Below are 20,622 nucleotides of genomic sequence, written 5' to 3' on the forward strand. Positions count from 1 at the left end.
TAGGGAACCGCCAGGTTATTATTAAGTGAAGAAGCCACCCATTGGGTGGCTTTTTTGCGTTTGGGCGAAAAGAAAAACATCTTTTTCACCTGAATACGTGTTCTGAACCGGATAGAATGAACCAAATTTTGCTAAGATAGTGACGGACAGAAGCAAACAGTATCGGGGTCAGCGTTGAAAGAGAAAAAAAACTGGTCCGTCCGGTATGTCGCAGGGCATCCGGCACGACAAATCCGCCCGATGTCAGCAGACATGCTGGGTAACGGATTACCGGTTGGTTTACCATTATCCGCACCGGATAAAACTATCCGGGTTGTGGTCTGGAATATCTACAAACAACAGCGTCCTGACTGGCGTAAAACACTTGATCGTATTCTGCATGACACACAACTGGTCCTGCTTCAGGAAGCACAGCCCTCTCCTGAACTGGTCAGCCTGGCAGGCAAACATCAGCTGGTTGCCGATCAGGTTCCCGCGCTGCACTTTCAGCAGCATCCTTCCGGTGTGATGACACTGGCTACCTCTCATCCGATTTATTGTTGTCCGTTACAGCAGAAAGAGCCGTTACTGCGTCTGCCTAAGTCTGCATTAGTGACGGTATATCCGCTTCCTGACGGTCGTCAGCTGATGGTGATTAATGTCCATGCTATTAATTTCAGTTTTGGTGTGGATGTTTACCGGCGGCAGCTGAATACGGTTGGCTCTCAGATCCGCTGCCATATCGGACCGGTTATTCTCGGCGGTGATTTTAACGCCTGGAGCAGGCAGCGAATGAATGCCCTGAAGCGTTTTGCCCGTGCCCAGGGACTGAAAGAAGTACTGTTTCCGCATGATATTCGTACCAAAGCATTTGGTCATCCGTTGGATTATCTGTTCTATCGCGGATTTAAACTGATTTTATCGGATGTTATGCAGACAGATGCTTCAGATCACCATCCTTTGATAGCAGAATTTCAATAATTCGCTTTGTATCAAAAAAACAATATATAAGTATAGATTATATAAGTAAGAATGATTAACTAACTGCTATAGTTAACTCTGTGTTGGTGTTGTGTGTCATTTATTTAATTTTAATGTTAAATAATTAACCGGAGAAACTAAATGCAGCGTATTGTTATTGTTGGCGGCGGTGCCGGCGGCACGATGGTCGCAAATATTCTGACCAGAAAGCTGTTAAATGATATTTATCAGAAGAAAGTGGAAGTTGTCCTGATTTCGGACAGTGAATGGCACTATTATAAACCTGCGTTTATGTATGTTGCTTTTAATCTGTATCTGAAAGAAGAATTACGCAAGTCGCAACGCTCCCTGCTTCGCCCGGAAATTCAGTTTATTCATGACCGTGTTGAACATTTTGATTTTGCATCCCAGACATTGCAGGGAAAAAACGGCACCAAATACGGGTATGACTACCTTGTGATCGCAACCGGTTGTCAACCGCGACCTGACCGGATTTCCGGAATGAAAGAAGCGGCCGATCATTTCTATCAGTACCAACCTGCCCGCCAGCTGGCTGAAAAACTGGCTAAGTTTGAAAAAGGGCGGATTTTTATTACTGTTTCTTTCCCGAATACTCCGAATGTACCTCACCAGTGCGGCATCGCTCCGATGGAAACCACGCTGATGCTGGATGATTATTTCCGCCAGCGCCGTGTCCGTCAGGATATCGAAATCGTTTATACCTATCCGACCGTATCGCAACTGCTTCGTAACTGCCTGTTTATGCAGAAAGATGTCTGTGAAGTACTCCCGTCCGTTTTTCAGGAACGCAACATTCAGGCGCAGCGTGGCTTTACGCTGGAGCGGGTTTGCCCGGAGAAAAAGATTGCTTACTCCAAAGAAGGCGAAGAGCAGCCGTTTGATCTGCTGATAGGTACACCGCCGATTTCTGCGGTGGAATCTGTACGTAATACCGGATTATCCGACGGCGACCCGGAAGAAGGCTGGCTGCCGACAGATCCGGAAACGTTGCAGGTGTACGGGCTGAAAAATGTCTATGTCCTCGGGGATACCGTGGATCTGCCGATCAGTAAAGCGGCGGGCAGTTGCCATAATCAGTCAACTGTCGTGGTGGATAATATTATCGGTGAGATGCGTTTCGGCTATACCACGGCTATTTATGACGGACGGGTTCAGGCGGTCGCGCAGATGGGACTGAATGCGGGGATGCCGCTCCAGTATGATTATAAGCATGATGTGTTACCGACACCGGCAACAAAACTGGGCGGTCTGCTGCGTACCGGTTTTAACCGCGGCTTGTACTGGTCAACCGTTCGTGGCCTGGTATAACGGAGGAAACAACAATGTCTGCAACAGAACAAATGAATGAACACGCGGCTGCACCAAAACCTGAATTATCCGCAGAGACAGCGGAAAAACTGGCGGTGTTGATGCAGCTGAATCGCTTTGATAATGTGATCGATCTGCTGTCCCTGGTATCGGATCTGGTTGATATTATCGGTAAAAATGAAGTCAATAAACTGGCCGATAATGCGGAGTCCGGTATTGCATTACTGTGGGAAAGCGGGCTGGCGCTGAATAAGGCTAAAATGGAAATGATGTACAGTGATGAAAAGTACAATTTCCGTAATACCTATAAGTTACTGAAAGATCAGGATACGCTTAAAGGTATTAATATGGTGCTCAGAACATTACAGATTATGGGCTCCCGCATTCAGCGTATTGACAGTGAACCCTGATAACAGGATATAAAAAAACCGGGTGTTTTATTCACCCGGTTTATTGTTTGCTGAACAGATAAATTATCTGTTTATGCCCGTTTTTTTACACCGGCAAAATAACCCACTGTCAGAATCAGCACCCAGGCAATTCCCACCATCAGTGCCACGCGGGTATCCGGGAAGTAACCCAGAAGTGCAATGACAAAGACCATAAAGGCGATGGTCAGAGCGGGTGCAACCGGCCACATCGGTACCGGGAATTTCAGCGTTTTGACCTCTTCCGGCTTCATCTTGCGGCGCATTGCCACCTGAGATAACAGAATCATCAGCCAGACCCAGACGGTTGCGAAGGTAGCGATAGAGGCGATAATGATGAAGATTTTTTCAGGGATCAGGTAGTTCAGAACCACACCGACCAGCAGAACCGCACTCATTACCAGAACAGTCATCCACGGCACACCATTTTTGGTGAGCTTCATAAAGGATTTCGGTGCCTGACCTTCCTGCGCCATACCGTACATCATCCGGCCTGCGCCGAAGATATCACTGTTAATGGCTGATACCGCTGCGGTGATCACCACCAGGTTCAGTATATTGGCCGCGTAAGAGATATTCAGTTTCTCAAAAATCTGCACAAACGGACTGCCGTTATGGCCGATCTGGTTCCACGGGAAGATACACATCAGAATAAACAGCGTCAGCACATAGAACAGCAGAATACGCAGGGGTACTGCGTTGATTGCTTTCGGAATGGTTTTTTCCGGATTCTGCGCTTCGCTTGCGGTAATACCGATAACTTCGATACCGCCGAAGGCAAACATCACAATGGCGAGTGAGGCTATGACCCCGCTTATCCCGTTCGGCATAAAGCCGCCGAATTCCCATAAGTTACTGATACCGGTAGGATGCGCGGTTTCCTGGCCGAAGCCGAACAGCATAATTGCGGCGCCGCCGACAATCATGGCAATAATCGCGGTTACTTTGATAATCGAGAGCCAGAACTCCATCTCCCCGAATATCTTCACGTGACATAAATTCAGCGCGCCAATGAAACAGACGATCCCCAGAACCCAGATCCACTGATCGACATCCGGGAACCAGAGTTTCATATAGAAGCCGAAGGCGGTGACGTCCGCAAGACAGACAATCAGCATTTCAAAAACGTAGTTCCAGCCGGTGAGGAAACCGGCGAGCGGTCCCATATAATGGCTGGCATATTGTGAAAATGAACCCGGGACAGGATGGTGAACGGCCATTTCGCCCAGCGCACGCATCACCATAAAGACTGCCGCACCTCCGATGAGGTAGGCCAGCAGAACAGCAGGACCCGCCTGCTCAATAGAGGCCGCCGAGCCGTAAAACAGGCCGGTGCCTATCGCCGAACCGAGAGCCATAAAGCGGATATGCCGCCCCGTAAGCCCCCGTCGTAGCGCCGTATTATTTTCTTTCATGTATTAATCCTGTCGCTGTCGTGATTAGCAGCGTTTTTACTGATGTGAAACGCGGTCAGAGTCAACCCGGTACTTTAACATAAAGAGTCATGCTGACGGGATAATTATCTGCAATAATACAGTCTTAAACGTAAGGAACAGATGAGTGATGCAATACCCTATTAACGAAATCTTTCAGACATTGCAGGGGGAAGGCGTTTTTACCGGCGTCCCGGCGATTTTTGTCCGCTTACAGCGCTGTCCGGTCGGGTGCAGCTGGTGTGATACCAAACATACCTGGGAACAGCTGCCGGAAAAAGCCTGCACAGCGGAAGATATGATGAGTAAAACACAGGAAGATGACCGCTGGGCTTCTCTGGATGCTGACAGCATTATTATGCAGTTTGAGGCGAAAGGTTATACCGCCCGGCATGTGGTGATCACCGGCGGTGAACCGTGTTTATATGACCTGCGCCCTCTGACAGCCATACTGGAAGCGCGGGGTTACGGGTGCCAGATTGAAACCAGCGGCACACAACCGGTGCAGTGCAGTGAAAACACCTGGGTGACAGTATCCCCGAAAGTGAATATGCGCGGCGGTTATGATGTGCTGACACCTTCTCTGCTGCGGGCTGATGAGGTCAAACACCCGGTCGGGCGGCAGCGGGATATTGATGAACTGGATTTACTGCTGGCAAAACTGCCGGGGGATAAACATCCGGTGGTGGCATTGCAGCCGATCAGTCAGAAACCGGCGGCAACCGCACTCTGTATTGAAACCTGCATCGCGCGAAACTGGCGTTTCTCGATGCAGACTCACAAATATCTCAATATTGCCTGATTATTCACCGCGGTAAACACAACCGGCGGTACAGGTCTCTTTGACCAGCACGGCACTCAGCATCGGCAGCAGCGGTTTGGTCTGCTGCCAGATCCACTCAGCCAGCACTTCACTGGTCGGATTTTCCAGCCCCGGAATCTCATTGAGATAGTGGTGATCCAGACGGTCATAAATCGGTTTGAACGCCTGTTTGACCTCGGCGAAGTCGATCAGCCAGCCGGTATGTGCATCCACTTCACCACTCAGTTCCAGGCGGACAAGGAATGAATGTCCGTGCAGACGCCCGCATTTATGGCCTTCCGGTACGTGCGGCAGGTGGTGGGCGGCTTCAAACTGGAACTCTTTAAAAATCGTGGTGGTCATAACTCTCTCCGGATAATGACGATATAGCGGATGAAAAGCGTCATTTTACGCAATATTCAGTGAAAATGTTACCAAAAAACAGCAAAGTGACAGATAAATAACAGAACCCCTGTGTTATTCCGGCATCGACAAATCACGTTCTTTTCTCTATGTTGAAACGTCAGAATAATAACGAATACACTCATTTACCGGGTTTACTATGACATCGCCGACCACAACCTGTCCGATCTCCGCACCTGACAGGCAGAAACTGCAACCGTTACTTCATACTCTTACCTCCGGACAACTGAACTGGCTATCTGCCTGGTGCCGTGAACGGGCAGAGGATACGCAGCCTGCGGCGGCACAGGAAGCCGCGGATATTCTGCTGATCGCTGCCTCTCAGACCGGTAATGCCCGGCGCGTCGCGGAATCTCTGCGCGATCAGTTATTCAGTGCGCAGCGGGCGGTACGGCTGGTGAATGCCGGGGATATCTCACTCACCGGGTTCCCCGGATCCCCGCTGGTGGTGCTTATCTGTGCGACCACCGGGGACGGGGATGCACCGGAAGAAGCCCTGCCGCTGTTCCATTTTCTTCATTCCGTGCAGGCACCTTTACTGACAGATACCCGCTATGCGGTACTGGCGCTGGGAAACCGGGCTTATCCGCAGTTTTGTCAGGCCGGAAAGAATTTTGATAACCGTCTCCACGCTCTCGGTGCTCAGCGGCTTCTGCCGCGGGCAGAAGCTGACAGTGATTATCAGACCACCGCAGATAACTGGATCTCTCAGCTGCTCCCTGAGTTACTGAATCTGACGCAGCCTGCGGATGAGGAAAAACTCCGCCGTTTTGTTCACAATACTGTGGTGCAGATTGATTCACAGCCGCATCAGCGAAACAAACCACAGTCTGCGGTTTTGCGCCGTGTTGTACGCCTGACCGCGCCGGCGTCGGAAAAACATGTCTGTCAGGTGGTGCTGGATATCAGCGGCACCGGATTACGCTATCAGACCGGTGATGCGCTGGGAGTGTATCCGGAAAACAGTCCGGAACTGGTCAGTGAGCTGCTGGGACTGCTCTGGTTTGATGGTAATGAACGCGTTACGCTGAAAGGAAAATCGTATTCGCTGCGTGAGGCTCTGCTGACACAGTGTGAACTGACCATCAACAGTGCGCCGGTTGTGGCGGCGTATGCCCGTCTCAGTAATGCACCGGAACTGCTGGATATGATTGCAGACCCTCAGCAGCTGACGGCGTATGCGCAGCGCAGACCGGTGGCGGATATGGTCCGTGAGTTTGCGGTACAGACCTCCGCACAGGCCTGGGCCGATTGCCTGCCTCCGCTGATGCCGCGTTTGTACTCCATTTCCTCTTCGCCGCTGATTTCTCCGGATGAGGTGCATCTGACCGCCGGTGTGGTGGAGTACAGCACAGACGGACGCGCCCGTTACGGCGCAGCAACCCGTTATCTGACATACCAGTTACAGCCCGGGGACACCGTCGCCTGTTTTATTGAGCATAATGACCACTTCCGCCTGCCGGATGATCCTGAAAAACCGGTGATTATGATAGGCCCCGGCACCGGTATTGCGCCGTTCCGTGCTTTTCTTCAGCAACGGGCGGCACAACAGTCCGGCGGGAAAAACTGGCTGATCACCGGCAATCCGCATGAAAAAAGTGATTTTCTGTATGAGACGGAACTGACGGATTTTGTGCGTCAGGGCGTACTGACAGAACTGACAACCGCCTGGTCGCGGGATCAGCCGCAGAAGATTTATGTGCAGGATAAACTTGCAGAAAGGCGGGAAACGGTCTGGCGCTGGCTGGAGCAGGGCGCATATCTGTATGTGTGCGGGGATGCCTTCCGGATGGCAAAGGATGTTGATGCCGCACTGCTGGGTATTATCCGCAGTGAAGGAGCCATGTCCGCGGAAGAAGCGCTGGTTTTTCTGAACGGATTACGGACAGCAAAGCGTTATCAGCGGGATGTTTACTGATCTTCTGTCCGAATAACGGACGGAACAGTAGCATCCGCGCCGATCTTATGGGAAGATTAGCCGATCTTTTCGGGGGCAGTGATGGGCAAACTGACGCTATTACTTTTGGTTATTCTGGGCTGGCTGCAATATTCATTGTGGCTGGGGAAAAACGGTATTCACGACTATGTATTGGTCAGTGAAGATGTTGTTGCATCAGAACAGGCAAATGTGAAGCTCAAAGCCCGTAATGAGCAGTTATTTGCTGAAATCGGCGATCTGAATGACGGGCTTGAAGCTATCGAAGAACGCGGCCGCAGTGAATTAGGCATGATCAAGCCCGGCGAAAGCTTTTACCGTGTCCTGTCCGAAAAACGGACTCAGCAGAATGCGCAGTCACAAAGTCGCAGTAACTAATCGCTATGACAATACTTTCTTCCGCAATGACCGGTTCACAACCGGCACCGGACTTATCCGGTATTTCTGATGATGCTCCGGTCACGGCATTGATCCCGGCTGCCGGTATCGGTACCCGGATGCAGTGCGAATGCCCCAAGCAATACCTCATGATTGCCGGAAAAACCATTCTGGAACACACACTCGCTATTCTGCTGGAACACCCGCGTATTACTCAGGTGGTGGTGGCGCTGCATCCGCACGATACAGTGTTCAGTACATTACCGGTGGCGCGCCATCCGCATATCAGAACTGTCACCGGCGGCGGCGAGCGCGCAGATTCTGTTCTGGCAGGCCTCGATTATCTCGCGGATCATACGCCGGAAAACAGCTGGGTACTGGTGCATGATGCTGCACGCCCCTGTTTGCAGTTATCCGATCTGAACCGGCTGCTGGCGGTTATGTCTGACACTCAGACTGATAACCGCGTGCAGGGCGCGATTCTGGCCTCACCGGTACGCGATACCATGAAGCGGGGGGTAACATCTGCCGGACATACCGGTATTGATCATACCGTTGAGCGCACACAGCTCTGGCATGCGCTGACCCCGCAATTTTTCCCGCTTCATCTGCTGCGCACCTGTCTGCAACAGGCGCTGTCTCAGCAGGCGGTGATCACCGATGAAGCTTCCGCACTGGAGTTTTGCGGCTATCAGCCTTTGCTGGTGCCCGGCCGGGCGGACAATATTAAAGTCACACAGCCGGAAGATCTCGCACTTGCCGGGTTCTACCTGTCCAATAACAATAAGGAACAGACAACATGATGAGAATCGGACACGGTTTTGATGTTCATGCCTTCGGCGGTGAAGGCCCGATTGTGATTGCGGGTGTCCGCATTCCTTACGAGCAGGGATTACTGGCGCATTCCGACGGTGATGTCGCCCTGCATGCCGCCACTGATGCATTGCTGGGCGCTGCGGCGCTGGGGGATATCGGTAAATTATTCCCGGATACTGATCCTGCCTATAAAGGCGCGGACAGCCGTGTGCTGCTGCGTGAAGCTTTCCGCCGTATTCAGGAAAAAGGGTACCGGCTGGGTAACCTGGATGTCACGATTATCGCCCAGGCACCGAAAATGCTGCCGCATATCCCGCAGATGCGTGTGAATCTGGCGGAAGATTTACAGTGTCATATGGATGATATCAATGTGAAAGCCACGACTACCGAGAAACTCGGTTTCACCGGCCGCAAAGAAGGGATCGCCTGTGAGGCGGTGGCGTTACTTGTGAAGGCTGAAGCATGAGTCTCCCGGTCAGTTACTTTCACGGTAAACCGGCGGCAACCGGTGTGCTGAAAGCGCAGCCGGAAGATTTTCTGGTACAGGAAGATTTGGGGTTTGAACCGGACGGTGACGGCGAACATGTGATGGTCCGCATCCGGAAAACCGGCTGTAATACGCGGTTTGTGGCGGAAGAACTGGCGAAGTTTGCCAAAATCGCCGCCCGTGCTGTCAGTTACGCCGGGCTGAAAGATCGCCATGCAGTCACCGAACAGTGGTTCTGTCTGCAGATGCCGGGAAAAGAAACACCGGATTTCACGCAGATGCAGCTTGAAGGCTGTGAAGTTCTGGCGGTTAACCGCCAGAAACGGAAACTGCGGATCGGCGCACTGAAAGGTAACCACTTTACCATTGTGCTGCGCCGGATCAGTGATCGTGCCGCGACAGAACAGCGTCTGCAACAGATTGCACAGTCCGGGGTGCCGAATTATTTCGGTGAGCAGCGTTTCGGGCGCAACGGACAGAACCTGTATTTTGCCCGGCGCTGGGCTGACGGCGAAATCAGTGTGAAAGATCGCAGCAAACGCGGTTTTTATCTCTCCGCTGCCCGCAGTGCCATGTTCAATGCGGTAGCGGACGCGCGTCTGACACAACATCTTCAGGCAACGGTATTGCAGGGAGATGCGGTACAACTCGCCGGTCGCGGCAGCTGGTTTGCGGTTCAGGCGGATGAGCTGGCGGATGTGCAGCAGCGTCTGGATAACCGTGAACTGCGTATTACCGCACCGTTACCGGGTAAGGGTGATTTGGGAACGCTGGATGCGGCACTGGCGTTTGAAACGGAACAGCTGGCACCGTGGCAGTCTCTGTGGCAGCTGGCGGCGAAAGAGGGGGCAGATAATGCCCGTCGTGCGCTGATGCTGTATCCGGAAGATTTCACATCGGAATGGATGGATGATGAAACCGTCCGTTTATCCTTTTTCCTGCCGGCCGGCAGTTTCGCCACCAGTGTTGTCCGCGAAATTATTGAGCTGGAAGCGGATCAGGCGGCAGAATTCAGTGAATAATCAACTGACTGATTAAAATGAAAAGGGCAGAAATAATATTTCTGCCCTTTTTTTGTCCTGTTTTTTTGACTGTATTTTTATTCTGTTTTTGCCGCGGCGGCTTTGTCTGTTTCAGTCAGCAACTCAGTCAGGTAAATTTTTGCATCCACCGGGTCGTTACCCGGCAGTTTCACCTGATACGGTTTACCGCTGACAGAAGATCCTGACGCCACTTTATCCACGAACTGCTCTGCGGTTTTCAGACGTTTTTTCGTTTTACTTAATTTCAGGCGCAGATGCGATTCTGCATCGGCGGCATTATGCTCACTGCCGTTGCGGATAAAAATCAGCTGTTCCTGCTTCCCGACCGCAGTCAGTAAATTTTCCACCCGCGTCTCTTCCTGAGGAGACAGCGCGAGTGCCTCTGAGACCAAAAGCAGTCCGGCCGTTAGTGCCGTAAGCAGGGTTGCTGTGATGCGTTGGCAGATAGCCATACAGAAATCCTTTCAGTTATAAATAATAATAGCAGTATCATGCAGGTGAATATGAAAAAAGCAATCAGACTAAATCTGTTATAACCCTTTTTTATCGCGGCTAACTTGATAAAATAGTTTTCTGTCGTGATAAATGATCTGTGACTGATAAAAAGGATACCGTTGTGCTGCGAATTCTGGTGAGTAATGATGACGGCGTCAGTGCGCCGGGTATCCGGACACTGTCTGAGGCACTGCGGCGTACTTATCATGTGCAGGTGATTGCACCTGACCGCAACCGCAGCGGGGCATCCAATGCGCTGACGCTTGATCGTCCGTTGCGTACGGTGGTGCATGAAAACGGCGATATTGCGCTGGTGGAAGGCACGCCGACCGATTGCGTCTATATTGGTGCGAACCTGCTGATGCGTCCGCGTCCGGAAATTGTGGTTTCCGGGATTAACTGCGGCCCGAATCTCGGGGATGATGTGATTTACTCCGGTACGGTGGCGGCAGCAATGGAAGGGCGCCATCTGGGATTGCCCGCGATTGCGGTCTCCCTGAACGGCGACACCCATTATGATACGGCGGCGGAGATCACCTGCCGTCTGCTGACCATGCTGCAACAGGTACCGCTGCGGGCCGGTAATATTCTGAACGTGAATGTCCCGGATATCCCGCTCAGTGAGATCAAAGGGATGAAAGTCACCCGCTGCGGAACCCGCCGGGCACCGGATGTGGTTTACACACAGACGGACCCGAAAGGAAATCCGCTGTACTGGCTCGGCCCTCCGGGGGAGAAACTGGATACCGGGCCGGATACCGATTTTGCGGCTGTCGATGCCGGTTATGTTTCCGTCACACCACTGCATGTTGATCTGACAGCCTACAGCGTGCAGGAAAAATTAGAAGACTGGTTACAAAAAGCAGGGGTGATACAGGAATGATCCGCCGGGTGGTACAGGATCTGATTACACAGTTACGTCAGGCCGGGATCCGCGATGAACGTCTGTTACAGGCGATGGCGGCTGTCCCGCGGGAGAACTTTGTCGATGAGGCGCTGACACACAAAGCCTGGGACAACACCGCGCTGCCGATAGGCTACGGGCAGACTATCTCCCAGCCGTTTATGGTGGCGAAAATGACAGAACTGCTGGAACCGGCTCCGCAGGCGCATGTGCTGGAAATCGGCACCGGCTCCGGCTATCAGACGGCGATACTCGCACATCTTGCGGCACATGTTTATTCGGTAGAGCGGGTCAAAGGATTACAGTGGCATGCCAAACGCCGCTTTAAACAACTTGATTTGCACAATATTTCCACCCGTCACGGCGACGGCTGGGAAGGATGGCCGTCCCGTGGTCCGTTTGACGGCATTATTGTTACCGCTGCCGCCAGTGATATTCCGCCCGCGCTGCTTGGTCAGCTGGCGGATAACGGGCGGATGGTGATACCGGTGGGGGAACAGCAGCAGATGCTTAAACTTATCCGCCGCCGGGGCAATGATTTTCATACCCAATCGATCGGAACAGTCCGGTTTGTTCCCCTGATCCACGGGGATCTTGGATAAAAATGGCTATTTTAGTAACAAGACTTTTTCATTTCGCTTAGTATCTGTTTTAATAATACAATCCTGCCATGCGGTCTGCGGCCGCGTGGTGAATTTCTGATTGTCAGTTTTCGCACTATTTCCAGTTTCGGGAGAAGGAATATGAACTCAAGAAACCCTATGAAAACAATACGATGGGTTGCTATTGGGTCACTGATGAGCACGGTTCTGGCCGGATGCTCAACGCCGTATCATGCCGCACCAATCAGCAGTGTGGAAGAAAGCAGCAGTGCTCCGGTTATGACAGCAGGTAATGATAACAACAGTACTTCTGTATCCACGCCGATGCCGGTACGTCCTCAGCTCAGTTCTGCCAATAATACACAGCCGGTAAGCCGGAGTGTACAGCAGCCGCGTGCCGCTGGTGTGCAGACCAGTAACGATGGCCGGATTCAGTACAACCGCAATTATGATGCGATCCCGAAAGGCAGTTACAACGGAAATACTTATACCGTTCAGCGTGGTGATACTTTATTTTACATTGCCTATATCTCCGGGTCTGACTTCCGCGAACTGGCAGCACAAAATAATATTCCTGAGCCGTACAGCCTGAACGAAGGGCAGGTGATTCGGTTAAGCAACGGCGGCAATACCGTTGCACCGGTCAGCAGCGGAACTCAGGTCGCGACAAATAAGAATACTCCGCAAAACAGGGTGGTTGATTCTCAACCAACTAATGCGTATTCTGAATCTTCAGGCGCTAAACCGGCCGGCGGTAAGATGCTCTCATCTCAGGTCACCGCACAGGCAAAAGCGAATAACGGCACTGCTGCTGCCACAGCGGCAACAACTGCAGCCGTTACCGCTCCGGCAACAACAACCAGCGCGCCTGTCGCCGTAAATAGTGGTTCCTTTAAATGGGGCTGGCCAGCGGAAGGCAAAGTCATTTCCAACTACACAGGACCTACCAGCGGTAACCGGGGTATTGATATCGGTGGTACACGTGGACAGCCTGTTTTTGCTTCAGCACCGGGTAAAGTGGTGTATACCGGTAATGCGTTACGCGGCTACGGCAACCTGGTCATCATCAAACACAACGATGATTTCCTGACCGCCTATGCACATAACGATTCCATCCTGGTTAAAGATCAGCAGGACGTCGCAGCTGGTCAGAAAATTGCCACGATGGGCAGCAGCGGAACCACATCCGTAAGATTACATTTTGAAATTCGTTACAAGGGAAAATCAGTCAACCCGCTGCAGTACTTACCGCAGCGATAAACGGCAGAACAGCTTGTTCTGCCTGAATTATCGGGGTAGGAGCAAGCTGATGAGCCGTAATCCACTGAACGCTAACGAGTTATACGACGAAGATTTTGCCGCCGGGCAGAATGAAGATGAAGAGCTGTTTGATGAGAAACAGCTGGCAGAGGAGAGCGAATCTGACGATCCGGGTCCGGACATTGAGTTCGTGCAGAATGTCAGTCAGCGTGTCCTCGACGCCACTCAGCTTTATCTTGGTGAGATAGGCTTTTCACCGCTGCTCAGCGCAGAAGAAGAAGTCTTTTTTGCACGGCGCGCCCTGCGGGGTGATCCCGCAGCGCGCCAGCGTATGATTGAAAGTAACCTCCGCCTGGTGGTTAAAATCTCCCGCCGTTACAGTAACCGCGGGCTGGCACTGCTTGATCTGATTGAAGAGGGTAACCTCGGCCTGATCCGGGCTGTGGAGAAATTTGATCCCGAAAAAGGCTTCCGTTTTTCTACCTATGCCACATGGTGGATCCGTCAGACTATTGAACGGGCTATCATGAATCAGACCCGCACCATCCGTCTCCCTATCCATATTGTCAAAGAGCTTAATGTCTATCTGCGTACCGCCCGTGAACTGGCTCAAAAGCTGGATCATGAGCCGACAGCAGAAGAGATTGCCGAACAACTGGATAAACCGGTGGGTGATGTCAGCCGTATGCTGCGCCTGAATGAGCGTATCACCTCAGTGGATATCCCTGTGGGCGCGGATTCAGACAAAGCACTGCTGGATATCCTGTCTGACGAAAATGATGTCACACCGGAAAACCGGTTGCAGGATAACAACATGCAGCAGAGCATTGTGAAGTGGCTGTATGAACTGAATCCGAAGCAGCGGGAAGTGCTGGCACGCCGTTTCGGCCTGCTCGGCTATGAGGCCGCGACACTGGAAGATGTGGGGCGTGAGATTGGTTTAACCCGCGAGCGTGTGCGGCAGATTCAGGTGGAAGGTTTACGCCGCCTGAAAGATATCCTGCATAATCACGGGCTATGTGAGAATTCACTGTTTAACTGAGTGATCCGTAAAACAACGTTCTCATGCTGTTATAAAAATTATTCATGCAAAAAGGGGGGGGATTTATTCCCCCCCTTTTTCTTTTGTCCGGCTGTCAGAGCATCTCTTTCAGACGGTAAAGCCAGTCCAGTGCCTGACGCGGTGTCAGTGAATCCGGATTAATCCCCGCCAGCGCATCCAGTACCGGAGCCGGTTCTTCCGGTGCATCCAGCAGATTCATTTGCGGTGTTTCCACATGGCTGGCGGTGGCATTCAGTGACAGAGATTCCAGCTCGCGCAGTTTCTGTTTCGCGCGTTTAATCACATCACGAGGCACACCGGCAAGCAGCGCCACTGCGAGGCCGTAACTTTTGCTGGCAGCACCATCCTGCACGCTGTGCATAAAGGCGATGGTATCACCGTGCTCAACCGCATCCAGATGGATATTGGCCACACCTTCCAGTTTCTCCGGCAGCGTGGTCAGCTCGAAATAGTGAGTGGCAAACAGTGTCAGTGCTTTGATCCGGTTTGCCAGGCTTTCCGCACAGGCCCAGGCCAGCGATAAACCATCATAGGTGGATGTCCCGCGCCCGATTTCATCCATCAGCACCAGGCTCTGTTCCGTGGCATTATGCAGGATATTGGCGGTTTCTGTCATTTCCACCATAAAAGTGGAACGGCCGGACGCCAGATCATCAGATGCGCCGACGCGGGTGAAAATCCGATCCACCGGGCCGATAACCGCTTTTTCCGCCGGGACAAAACTGCCGATATACGCGAGCAGCGTGATAAGTGCTGTCTGCCGCATATAGGTACTCTTACCGCCCATATTCGGGCCGGTGATGATCAGCAGGCGGCGCTGTGGTGACATTGCCAGCGGGTTAGCGATAAACGGTTCTGTCAGCACATGTTCGACAACCGGGTGACGTCCGCCGGTGATCTGAATACCGACTTTATCCGTCAGTTGCGGACAGGTGTAATTGAGGGTTTCCGCGCGTTCGGCCAGGTTGGTGAGCACATCCAGTTCCGCCAGGGTATCTGAGCTGCGCTGAAGCGCTTCCAGGTGCGGCAGCAGCAGATCAAACAGCTCCTCATAGAGGGCTTTTTCAATCGCCAGCGCTTTGCTTTTGGAAGTCAGAACCTTATCTTCATACTCTTTCAGTTCCGGAATGATATAGCGCTCGGCGTTTTTCAGCGTCTGGCGGCGTACGTAATGGATCGGTACCAGATGGCTTTGTCCGCGGCTGACCTGAATATAGTAGCCGTGCACACCATTAAATCCGACTTTCAGTGTATCGATACCGAGTTTTTCGCGTTCGCGGATTTCCAGTTTGTCGAGATAATCACTGGCGCCGTCCGCCAGGGCGCGCCACTCATCAAGCTCTTCATTGTAGCCGGGGGCGATAACACCACCATCCCGCACCAGCACCGGCGGCGCTTCAACTACCGCGCGTTCCAGCAGTGACTGTAATTCATCAAACTGACCGATACGCTGTTGCAGTGTCTGAATATAAGGATCAGAGACGGCGCTCAGCTGTGCCTGAATATCCGGATACTGAGAAAAAGCGTGACGCATCCGCGCCAGGTCGCGCGGGCGGGCAGTACGCAGCGCCAGACGCGCCAGCACCCGTTCCAGGTCGCCTATCTGGCGCAGAACCGGTTGTAAATCCGGGCTGATATCCGTCAGTGCCGCAATAGCCTGCTGGCGGTTGGTGAGTACGGCTCTGTCACGCAGCGGGGAGTGCAGCCAGCGTTTGAGCATCCGGCTGCCCATCGGGGTTACACACAGATCCAGTACGGAGGAGAGCGTATTTTCGGTGCCGCCGCTGAGGTTCTGGGTGATTTCCAGATTGCGGCGTGTGGCAGCATCCAGAATCACATTTTCCTGAAGATTTTCCAGTGTCACACTGCGGATATGCGGCAGCGAGGTGCGCTGGGTATCTTTGACATATTGCAGCAGACATCCGGCGGCCTGTAAGGCCAGCGGGGCATTTTCCACACCAAAACCGTGCAGATCGCGGGTGCCGAACTGTAATGTCAGCTGCTGACGTGCAGTTTCCAGTTCAAATTCCCACAACGGACGGCGGCGCAGCCCTTTCTGATTCTGAATAATGGCGAAATCCGCCATATCTTCCGGATAGAGCAGTTCCGCCGGGCGGGTACGCTGCAATTCTGCGGCCATCGCGTCTTTATCCTCTAACTGGAGGATACGGAAACGGCCGGATGTGATATCCAGGGTGGCATAACCAAACCCGCGCGCATCCTGCCAGACAGCAGCGAGCAGGTTATCCTGGCGCTCCTGTAACAGGGCTTCATCACTGACGGTTCCCGGTGTGACGATACGGATCACTTTACGCTCAACCGGGCCTTTGCTGGTGGCCGGATCGCCGATTTGCTCACAGATAGCAACAGATTCCCCGAGCTGAACCAGTTTTGCCAGATATCCCTCAACCGCATGATGCGGCACCCCGGCCATCGGGATCGGCTGACCGGCGGTCTGGCCGCGTTTGGTCAGTGAAATATCCAGTAACTGCGCAGCCCGTTTGGCATCATCAAAGAACAGCTCATAGAAGTCCCCCATCCGGTAAAACATCAGAATATCCGGATGCTGTGCTTTGAGCCGGAAATACTGCTGCATCATAGGGGTATGGGATTCGAAGTTTTGGTTGTCAGTCATAGGGATTCTGTTAACACACTGAGAGAGTTACGGTTTATCAACTGCCCGCCCCGGGTACAGTCTTCATTAATGTGCTTAAAATAACACAGATTCTGATGAAAAAGGGGATTCCTTCCCGCACTGCGGTGAATTATTGAAAAGGGTGGAGGAAGATCGCAAAACCAGCGAAGGATGAAGAATCCCGCCTGGCTTGCACCGATAGATAATATGTCGTCTGACTGACAATAATATATTGAAATGATGTTTTAATCGCCACGTATAATCCGGACACTTCCGAGCCGTTGACAATACTGGTTTTCATATTTAGTCGGTGGCATTTTATCGTTTGAACCATGTCGACGCTTACTGTTATAAAATATTTCTATGTAATCAAAAAGATCATTGTGGGCTTCTTTCCGCGTTCGATAGATCTTTTCCTTTATCCGCTCAGTTAGTGGTGGATCAGAACTATACGGTTGCAGATGCCGCAAACGCCATGAATGTCGGACTTTCCACTATGACCCGGTGGGTAAAGCAGTTACGGGATACTTACAACTCAGTGGAAATGACAAAAACAGGGCCATTTCCATGCTCCGGGGCGGATAACCCTGATGCGTATTTGACAGAGTATTTCGGTCTTTATCCTGACGGGTGTCGGTTATTACTGTTCTGCTATTATTAGGTACATATGAAATGTAAATCTTTATACCCCATATTTTTAAACAACTAATTATGGATTACTTTTAAATTCATTAAACCCACCATCACAGAACCAATCACTATTCATCATCGCCTGATAAGCTGCAGTGTTCCATGAATTAATATGATTATTTCTTCGAGATTCTTCCTCTTCTTCAAGGTAGGCCTTCACAGCATTTTTCCCACCTTTTTCATGGAGTCTGCTTAATCGAAACTGAATTTCCGTCACTGTTGAATTTGCATTTGACATATACAAATTCCCAAGAGCTAATTCTCTAAAGTGAAATTTAATTCTTTCATTGAGTACATCATCATAAGCATCAACATCCGACGTATAGAAATGAATAGTTCCAGGGCTTTCTTCTTTTACTTCGGCAAAGAGCCATTGCTCACTAGTAACATCATCGTAATAAGGGTGGAGTGTTTGTTTGCTTTCGTGGTCAGGGACTTTATCTAATTTTGCTTTGTTGCAATCCGAGCATGCTGGTATCAAATTAAGGGGAACGACGACCAATGAGGAGAAATCAGCTTTTGGTAGAAAATGGTCTAAAGTTGAGACTGTTCGCTGTCCACATAATGGACAGATTCCATTTGGCGCAGCGTTTATAAGTTGGTTATATAAAACTCTTCCTGGAGCGTTTTTTCCAACCATTCTTTGCGTATAAACTTTCTCCATCTCGGACTTGTTTACTATGCCGTCAACACCATCGCTACTCTCAATCAAGAACCATTGTTTATCCTCGGCCTTTTCTTGATACTCTTGAGCAGCTACCTCAATAGAACTCGAAATTTTACAAAGCTTCTCTTTTAGATCCTTATTTCTAACCTTACTTATACAAGTTTCATATACCTCTTTTGCAACTAGACTTGGCTTATCGATTACTCTCATTCTTCACCTCTCCCTACTTCCTTGTCGAGAAATAGTCCCCGCAATACGCCTCTAGCCTCAGCGCCAAGCTGTCCGTTGAACTTTCTCAGTGCTTGCTTATAGGTATCTGTAGACTCTGCTTCTTTCTGGAGCATCCGGTGGAATCCTGAATCGGTTACTTCCAACCCAAACACCTCACGTGTTAATACCCCCACATTTTCACCAAATGTTTCAGTTTCCAGCCTTTCAGCAACGGCATCCATTCCACTTCTCCTCAACTTCCATACACAACTTTTAGGTACCTCTTGAAGTATTACAGGTGAATGTGTGGCAATAACCGCCACAGCATTTCTATGAGCGAGTAATTCAGATAAAGTACGTATAAACGCCGAAAGTAGTGGAGGGTGTAGGTGAGATTCAGGCTCATCTAAAAGAACCAAAGTTTTTTCCTCAATTTTTTCAACTAGCTTAGCAATTGTCAGTAAAACAATTGCATGTCCTGAACTTAGCTTGGAAAAAATTTTCTGCGTATTCTTCTCCAAGTCATCATTTGAAGACATTACTACATCGGCAAGTGCAATATCTTTAAAAAGACTATCCGTTTCTAGACCTCGAATTGCCTCAACTAATCGATCTTGGTATCCAAATCGACGAATATTGCTCAAGCAATAGGAGAACTCTCTATTAAGCATTTGGCGACTCATAGGAATATGTTCGCCACCTTCGGTAGTTGATTCCTGTTTTAAACCTATATAAGCGTAATGTAATCCCTCTGTTTTATCTTGTCGCTCAGGTATCGGTTCAAAAGGATCAAATGCGCTAAATGCAACAGACACTACACCAGCAAACATTTCTAGGAGATCTTCACTTTTAGTTGACTCCTTACGATCAGTTACAACTGAAAAATACCCGTCACTCTCTTGAGATGTGCCACTATCCACGAGAGCCTTAACCATTTTATGAAGAAGGTGGGTTTTACCAACACCATTTCGACCAATTAAGACATGAATATTCGAAGGTGGGTTAGATTCCGGATCGACATAAAAATTCAGATCTAACCCAGCAGTACGCTTTCCTTGCGGAAGCGAATAAGAAAAATCAAATTCTGTACGCAGCTTACCGCCATCAAGTAATCGTTTAAATTGTCCCTTGATTGAAGCAATACTCACTTCACGAAGTAAAGATTCTTTCATTACCTTTTCATTGAAAGCAAGATCATAAGCGCTATGGTCATACACGACATCATTTAGGCTATTTAAAATGCATTCTCTTAATTCTTGATCTAAAGCGTACAGATTTTGATAGTATTCGTCACTTTGACCAAGCGCAAAGAAGGTTTTATCTAATGTGATGAATTCTTTGGGAAGTTTCTCATTAGTCCATCCGCTCTCTTGACCGATATAGCCAATTTTTACTCCTCCAATATCATATTCCACTCCATTTTCATCATAGACCTGAAGATGAAATGTTGATTTAAAACCAAAATCATCCCAGTTATTCGCATCCAAATATGCAGTACTTACAGTACTATTTCTCTTAGATTTGTAGCGCGAATAAGGGGGAACGTTAAATATCAGTTTAGCCATATCATCTGCCAATTTAATTTATAAGTTTTAGAACGTTAATCTAAATAGCTGCGCCAAATAAGAGATAACCCTAAAGGAACTCAGTCCGGATTGTGCAATCGGCAAGCCAACCAGAATCATTAACCAGACTGTGCGATGATAATCATCGCACCGACACCTGATCCAGCCTACCAGTAGTGGACACACGATTAAGTGAGTAAACTCTCAACCAGAGGTTTTCAGTAGAATGTTGTTAACTGAGCCCGTTTCTGCATGGGTGCAATACCGCCCAGACCCATATGTGGTTGCTCATGATTATAATGCCATAACCAATGTGTTGCGGCTTCTTGTACTTCACTAATATGACTGAAAAGTGTCTGATTCAGCCAGCTTTAAAATACTGACAATCTGAAATTCGGTAAAACGTACTTTTTTCATCATGACTTCTGCTGTTTTCAGGACAGAAAGTCTAATTATAGTATTCCATTTTAGGAAAAGTGGGCAGTTTGGTCGTCAG

At 50.2% G+C, this 20,622-nt stretch carries 20 protein-coding genes and 1 pseudogene; 13 read left to right on the forward strand and 8 right to left on the reverse strand.

All coding sequences use genetic code 11. The features are described 5' to 3' along the window. The first annotated feature begins 174 nt into the window (after positions 1-174). From R5268_RS16540 to R5268_RS16550, 3 genes are all read left to right on the forward strand, one after another. Positions 175-960: an endonuclease/exonuclease/phosphatase family protein gene (locus R5268_RS16540; protein WP_317419797.1), complete on the forward strand. Its 786-nt coding sequence runs from the start codon at positions 175-177 to the stop codon at positions 958-960. A 141-nt stretch (positions 961-1,101) separates the two neighbouring features. Beyond that, positions 1,102-2,289 (forward strand): FAD/NAD(P)-binding oxidoreductase, encoded by a 1,188-nt coding sequence (locus R5268_RS16545; RefSeq protein WP_046891958.1) that lies wholly within the window; start codon positions 1,102-1,104, stop codon positions 2,287-2,289. Between the two features lie 14 nt (positions 2,290-2,303). Further along, a complete protein-coding gene (locus R5268_RS16550) occupies positions 2,304-2,699 on the forward strand; it encodes a hypothetical protein (protein WP_052926987.1) in 396 nt (131 codons plus the stop codon). Positions 2,700-2,770: 71 nt separating this feature from the next. On the opposite strand, the gene R5268_RS16555 is transcribed toward R5268_RS16550, so the two are convergent. Further along, entirely contained in the window at positions 2,771-4,132 is a 1,362-nt protein-coding gene (locus tag R5268_RS16555) for an amino acid permease (protein WP_046891959.1), read from the reverse strand. Positions 4,133-4,280: 148 nt separating this feature from the next. On the opposite strand from R5268_RS16555, the gene queE reads away from it, so the two are divergent. After that, complete coding sequence (queE, locus tag R5268_RS16560; RefSeq protein ID WP_317419799.1) at positions 4,281-4,952, forward strand: 7-carboxy-7-deazaguanine synthase QueE; 672 nt, start codon at positions 4,281-4,283, stop codon at positions 4,950-4,952. On the opposite strand, the gene queD is transcribed toward queE, so the two are convergent. Next, the gene (gene queD, locus R5268_RS16565) at positions 4,953-5,315 is read right to left on the reverse strand and encodes a 6-carboxytetrahydropterin synthase QueD (RefSeq protein ID WP_046891961.1); all 363 of its coding nucleotides are present in this window, start codon (positions 5,313-5,315) and stop codon (positions 4,953-4,955) included. A 199-nt stretch (positions 5,316-5,514) separates the two neighbouring features. Between queD and R5268_RS16570 the strand changes: the two genes are divergently transcribed. The 5 genes from R5268_RS16570 to truD all read left to right on the forward strand — a co-directional run bounded on the left by R5268_RS16570 (position 5,515) and on the right by truD (position 10,014). Next, a complete protein-coding gene (locus R5268_RS16570) occupies positions 5,515-7,293 on the forward strand; it encodes a sulfite reductase flavoprotein subunit alpha (protein ID WP_317419801.1) in 1,779 nt (592 codons plus the stop codon). A gap of 81 nt (positions 7,294-7,374) precedes the next feature. Beyond that, entirely contained in the window at positions 7,375-7,689 is a 315-nt protein-coding gene (ftsB, locus tag R5268_RS16575; RefSeq protein WP_046891963.1) for a cell division protein FtsB, read from the forward strand. A gap of 26 nt (positions 7,690-7,715) precedes the next feature. Then, complete coding sequence (gene ispD / locus R5268_RS16580; RefSeq protein WP_218455576.1) at positions 7,716-8,492, forward strand: 2-C-methyl-D-erythritol 4-phosphate cytidylyltransferase; 777 nt, start codon at positions 7,716-7,718, stop codon at positions 8,490-8,492. Continuing rightward, complete coding sequence (gene ispF / locus R5268_RS16585; RefSeq protein ID WP_024472856.1) at positions 8,492-8,971, forward strand: 2-C-methyl-D-erythritol 2,4-cyclodiphosphate synthase; 480 nt, start codon at positions 8,492-8,494, stop codon at positions 8,969-8,971. The genes ispD and ispF overlap by 1 nt, the downstream gene beginning before the upstream one ends. Beyond that, positions 8,968-10,014 (forward strand): tRNA pseudouridine(13) synthase TruD, encoded by a 1,047-nt coding sequence (truD, locus tag R5268_RS16590; RefSeq protein ID WP_218455030.1) that lies wholly within the window; start codon positions 8,968-8,970, stop codon positions 10,012-10,014. The genes ispF and truD overlap by 4 nt, the downstream gene beginning before the upstream one ends. Positions 10,015-10,091: 77 nt before the next feature. On the opposite strand, the gene R5268_RS16595 is transcribed toward truD, so the two are convergent. Then, positions 10,092-10,487, reverse strand: coding sequence for a DUF5329 domain-containing protein (locus R5268_RS16595; protein ID WP_218455031.1), 396 nt, complete (start codon positions 10,485-10,487; stop codon positions 10,092-10,094). Between the two features lie 164 nt (positions 10,488-10,651). Between R5268_RS16595 and surE the strand changes: the two genes are divergently transcribed. The 4 genes from surE to rpoS all read left to right on the forward strand — a co-directional run bounded on the left by surE (position 10,652) and on the right by rpoS (position 14,338). Beyond that, positions 10,652-11,413, forward strand: coding sequence for a 5'/3'-nucleotidase SurE (gene surE / locus R5268_RS16600; protein WP_046891967.1), 762 nt, complete (start codon positions 10,652-10,654; stop codon positions 11,411-11,413). Further along, positions 11,410-12,036 (forward strand): protein-L-isoaspartate(D-aspartate) O-methyltransferase, encoded by a 627-nt coding sequence (locus R5268_RS16605; RefSeq protein ID WP_046891968.1) that lies wholly within the window; start codon positions 11,410-11,412, stop codon positions 12,034-12,036. Before surE ends, R5268_RS16605 begins: the two co-directional genes overlap by 4 nt. A 141-nt stretch (positions 12,037-12,177) precedes the next feature. Next, entirely contained in the window at positions 12,178-13,296 is a 1,119-nt protein-coding gene (nlpD, locus tag R5268_RS16610; protein ID WP_107679508.1) for a murein hydrolase activator NlpD, read from the forward strand. 49 nt (positions 13,297-13,345) lie between these two features. Next, positions 13,346-14,338 carry an RNA polymerase sigma factor RpoS gene (gene rpoS / locus R5268_RS16615; protein WP_046891970.1) on the forward strand — a complete coding sequence of 331 codons (993 nt, stop codon included), beginning with the start codon at positions 13,346-13,348 and terminating at the stop codon, positions 14,336-14,338. 94 nt (positions 14,339-14,432) lie between these two features. Here the strand turns inward: rpoS and mutS are convergent, their stop codons facing one another. The 5 genes and pseudogenes from mutS to R5268_RS16640 all read right to left on the reverse strand — a co-directional run bounded on the left by mutS (position 14,433) and on the right by R5268_RS16640 (position 20,491). Beyond that, positions 14,433-16,994, reverse strand: coding sequence for a DNA mismatch repair protein MutS (mutS, locus tag R5268_RS16620; RefSeq protein ID WP_317419806.1), 2,562 nt, complete (start codon positions 16,992-16,994; stop codon positions 14,433-14,435). Positions 16,995-17,239: 245 nt separating this feature from the next. After that, a pseudogene (locus tag R5268_RS16625) lies at positions 17,240-17,422 on the reverse strand (IS3 family transposase); the annotation flags it as partial. Positions 17,423-17,703: 281 nt separating this feature from the next. Next, positions 17,704-18,561, reverse strand: coding sequence for a hypothetical protein (locus R5268_RS16630; RefSeq protein ID WP_317419808.1), 858 nt, complete (start codon positions 18,559-18,561; stop codon positions 17,704-17,706). After that, positions 18,558-20,126 (reverse strand): AAA family ATPase, encoded by a 1,569-nt coding sequence (locus R5268_RS16635; protein WP_317419809.1) that lies wholly within the window; start codon positions 20,124-20,126, stop codon positions 18,558-18,560. The genes R5268_RS16630 and R5268_RS16635 overlap by 4 nt, the downstream gene beginning before the upstream one ends. A 218-nt stretch (positions 20,127-20,344) precedes the next feature. Beyond that, positions 20,345-20,491: an integrase core domain-containing protein gene (locus tag R5268_RS16640; RefSeq protein ID WP_410795843.1), complete on the reverse strand. Its 147-nt coding sequence runs from the start codon at positions 20,489-20,491 to the stop codon at positions 20,345-20,347. Positions 20,492-20,622 lie beyond the last annotated feature (131 nt).

Source organism: Morganella sp. BCCO 40_0007 (assembly GCF_032989665.1).
In the GTDB taxonomy this organism is placed as follows: domain Bacteria; phylum Pseudomonadota; class Gammaproteobacteria; order Enterobacterales; family Enterobacteriaceae; genus Morganella; species Morganella sibonii.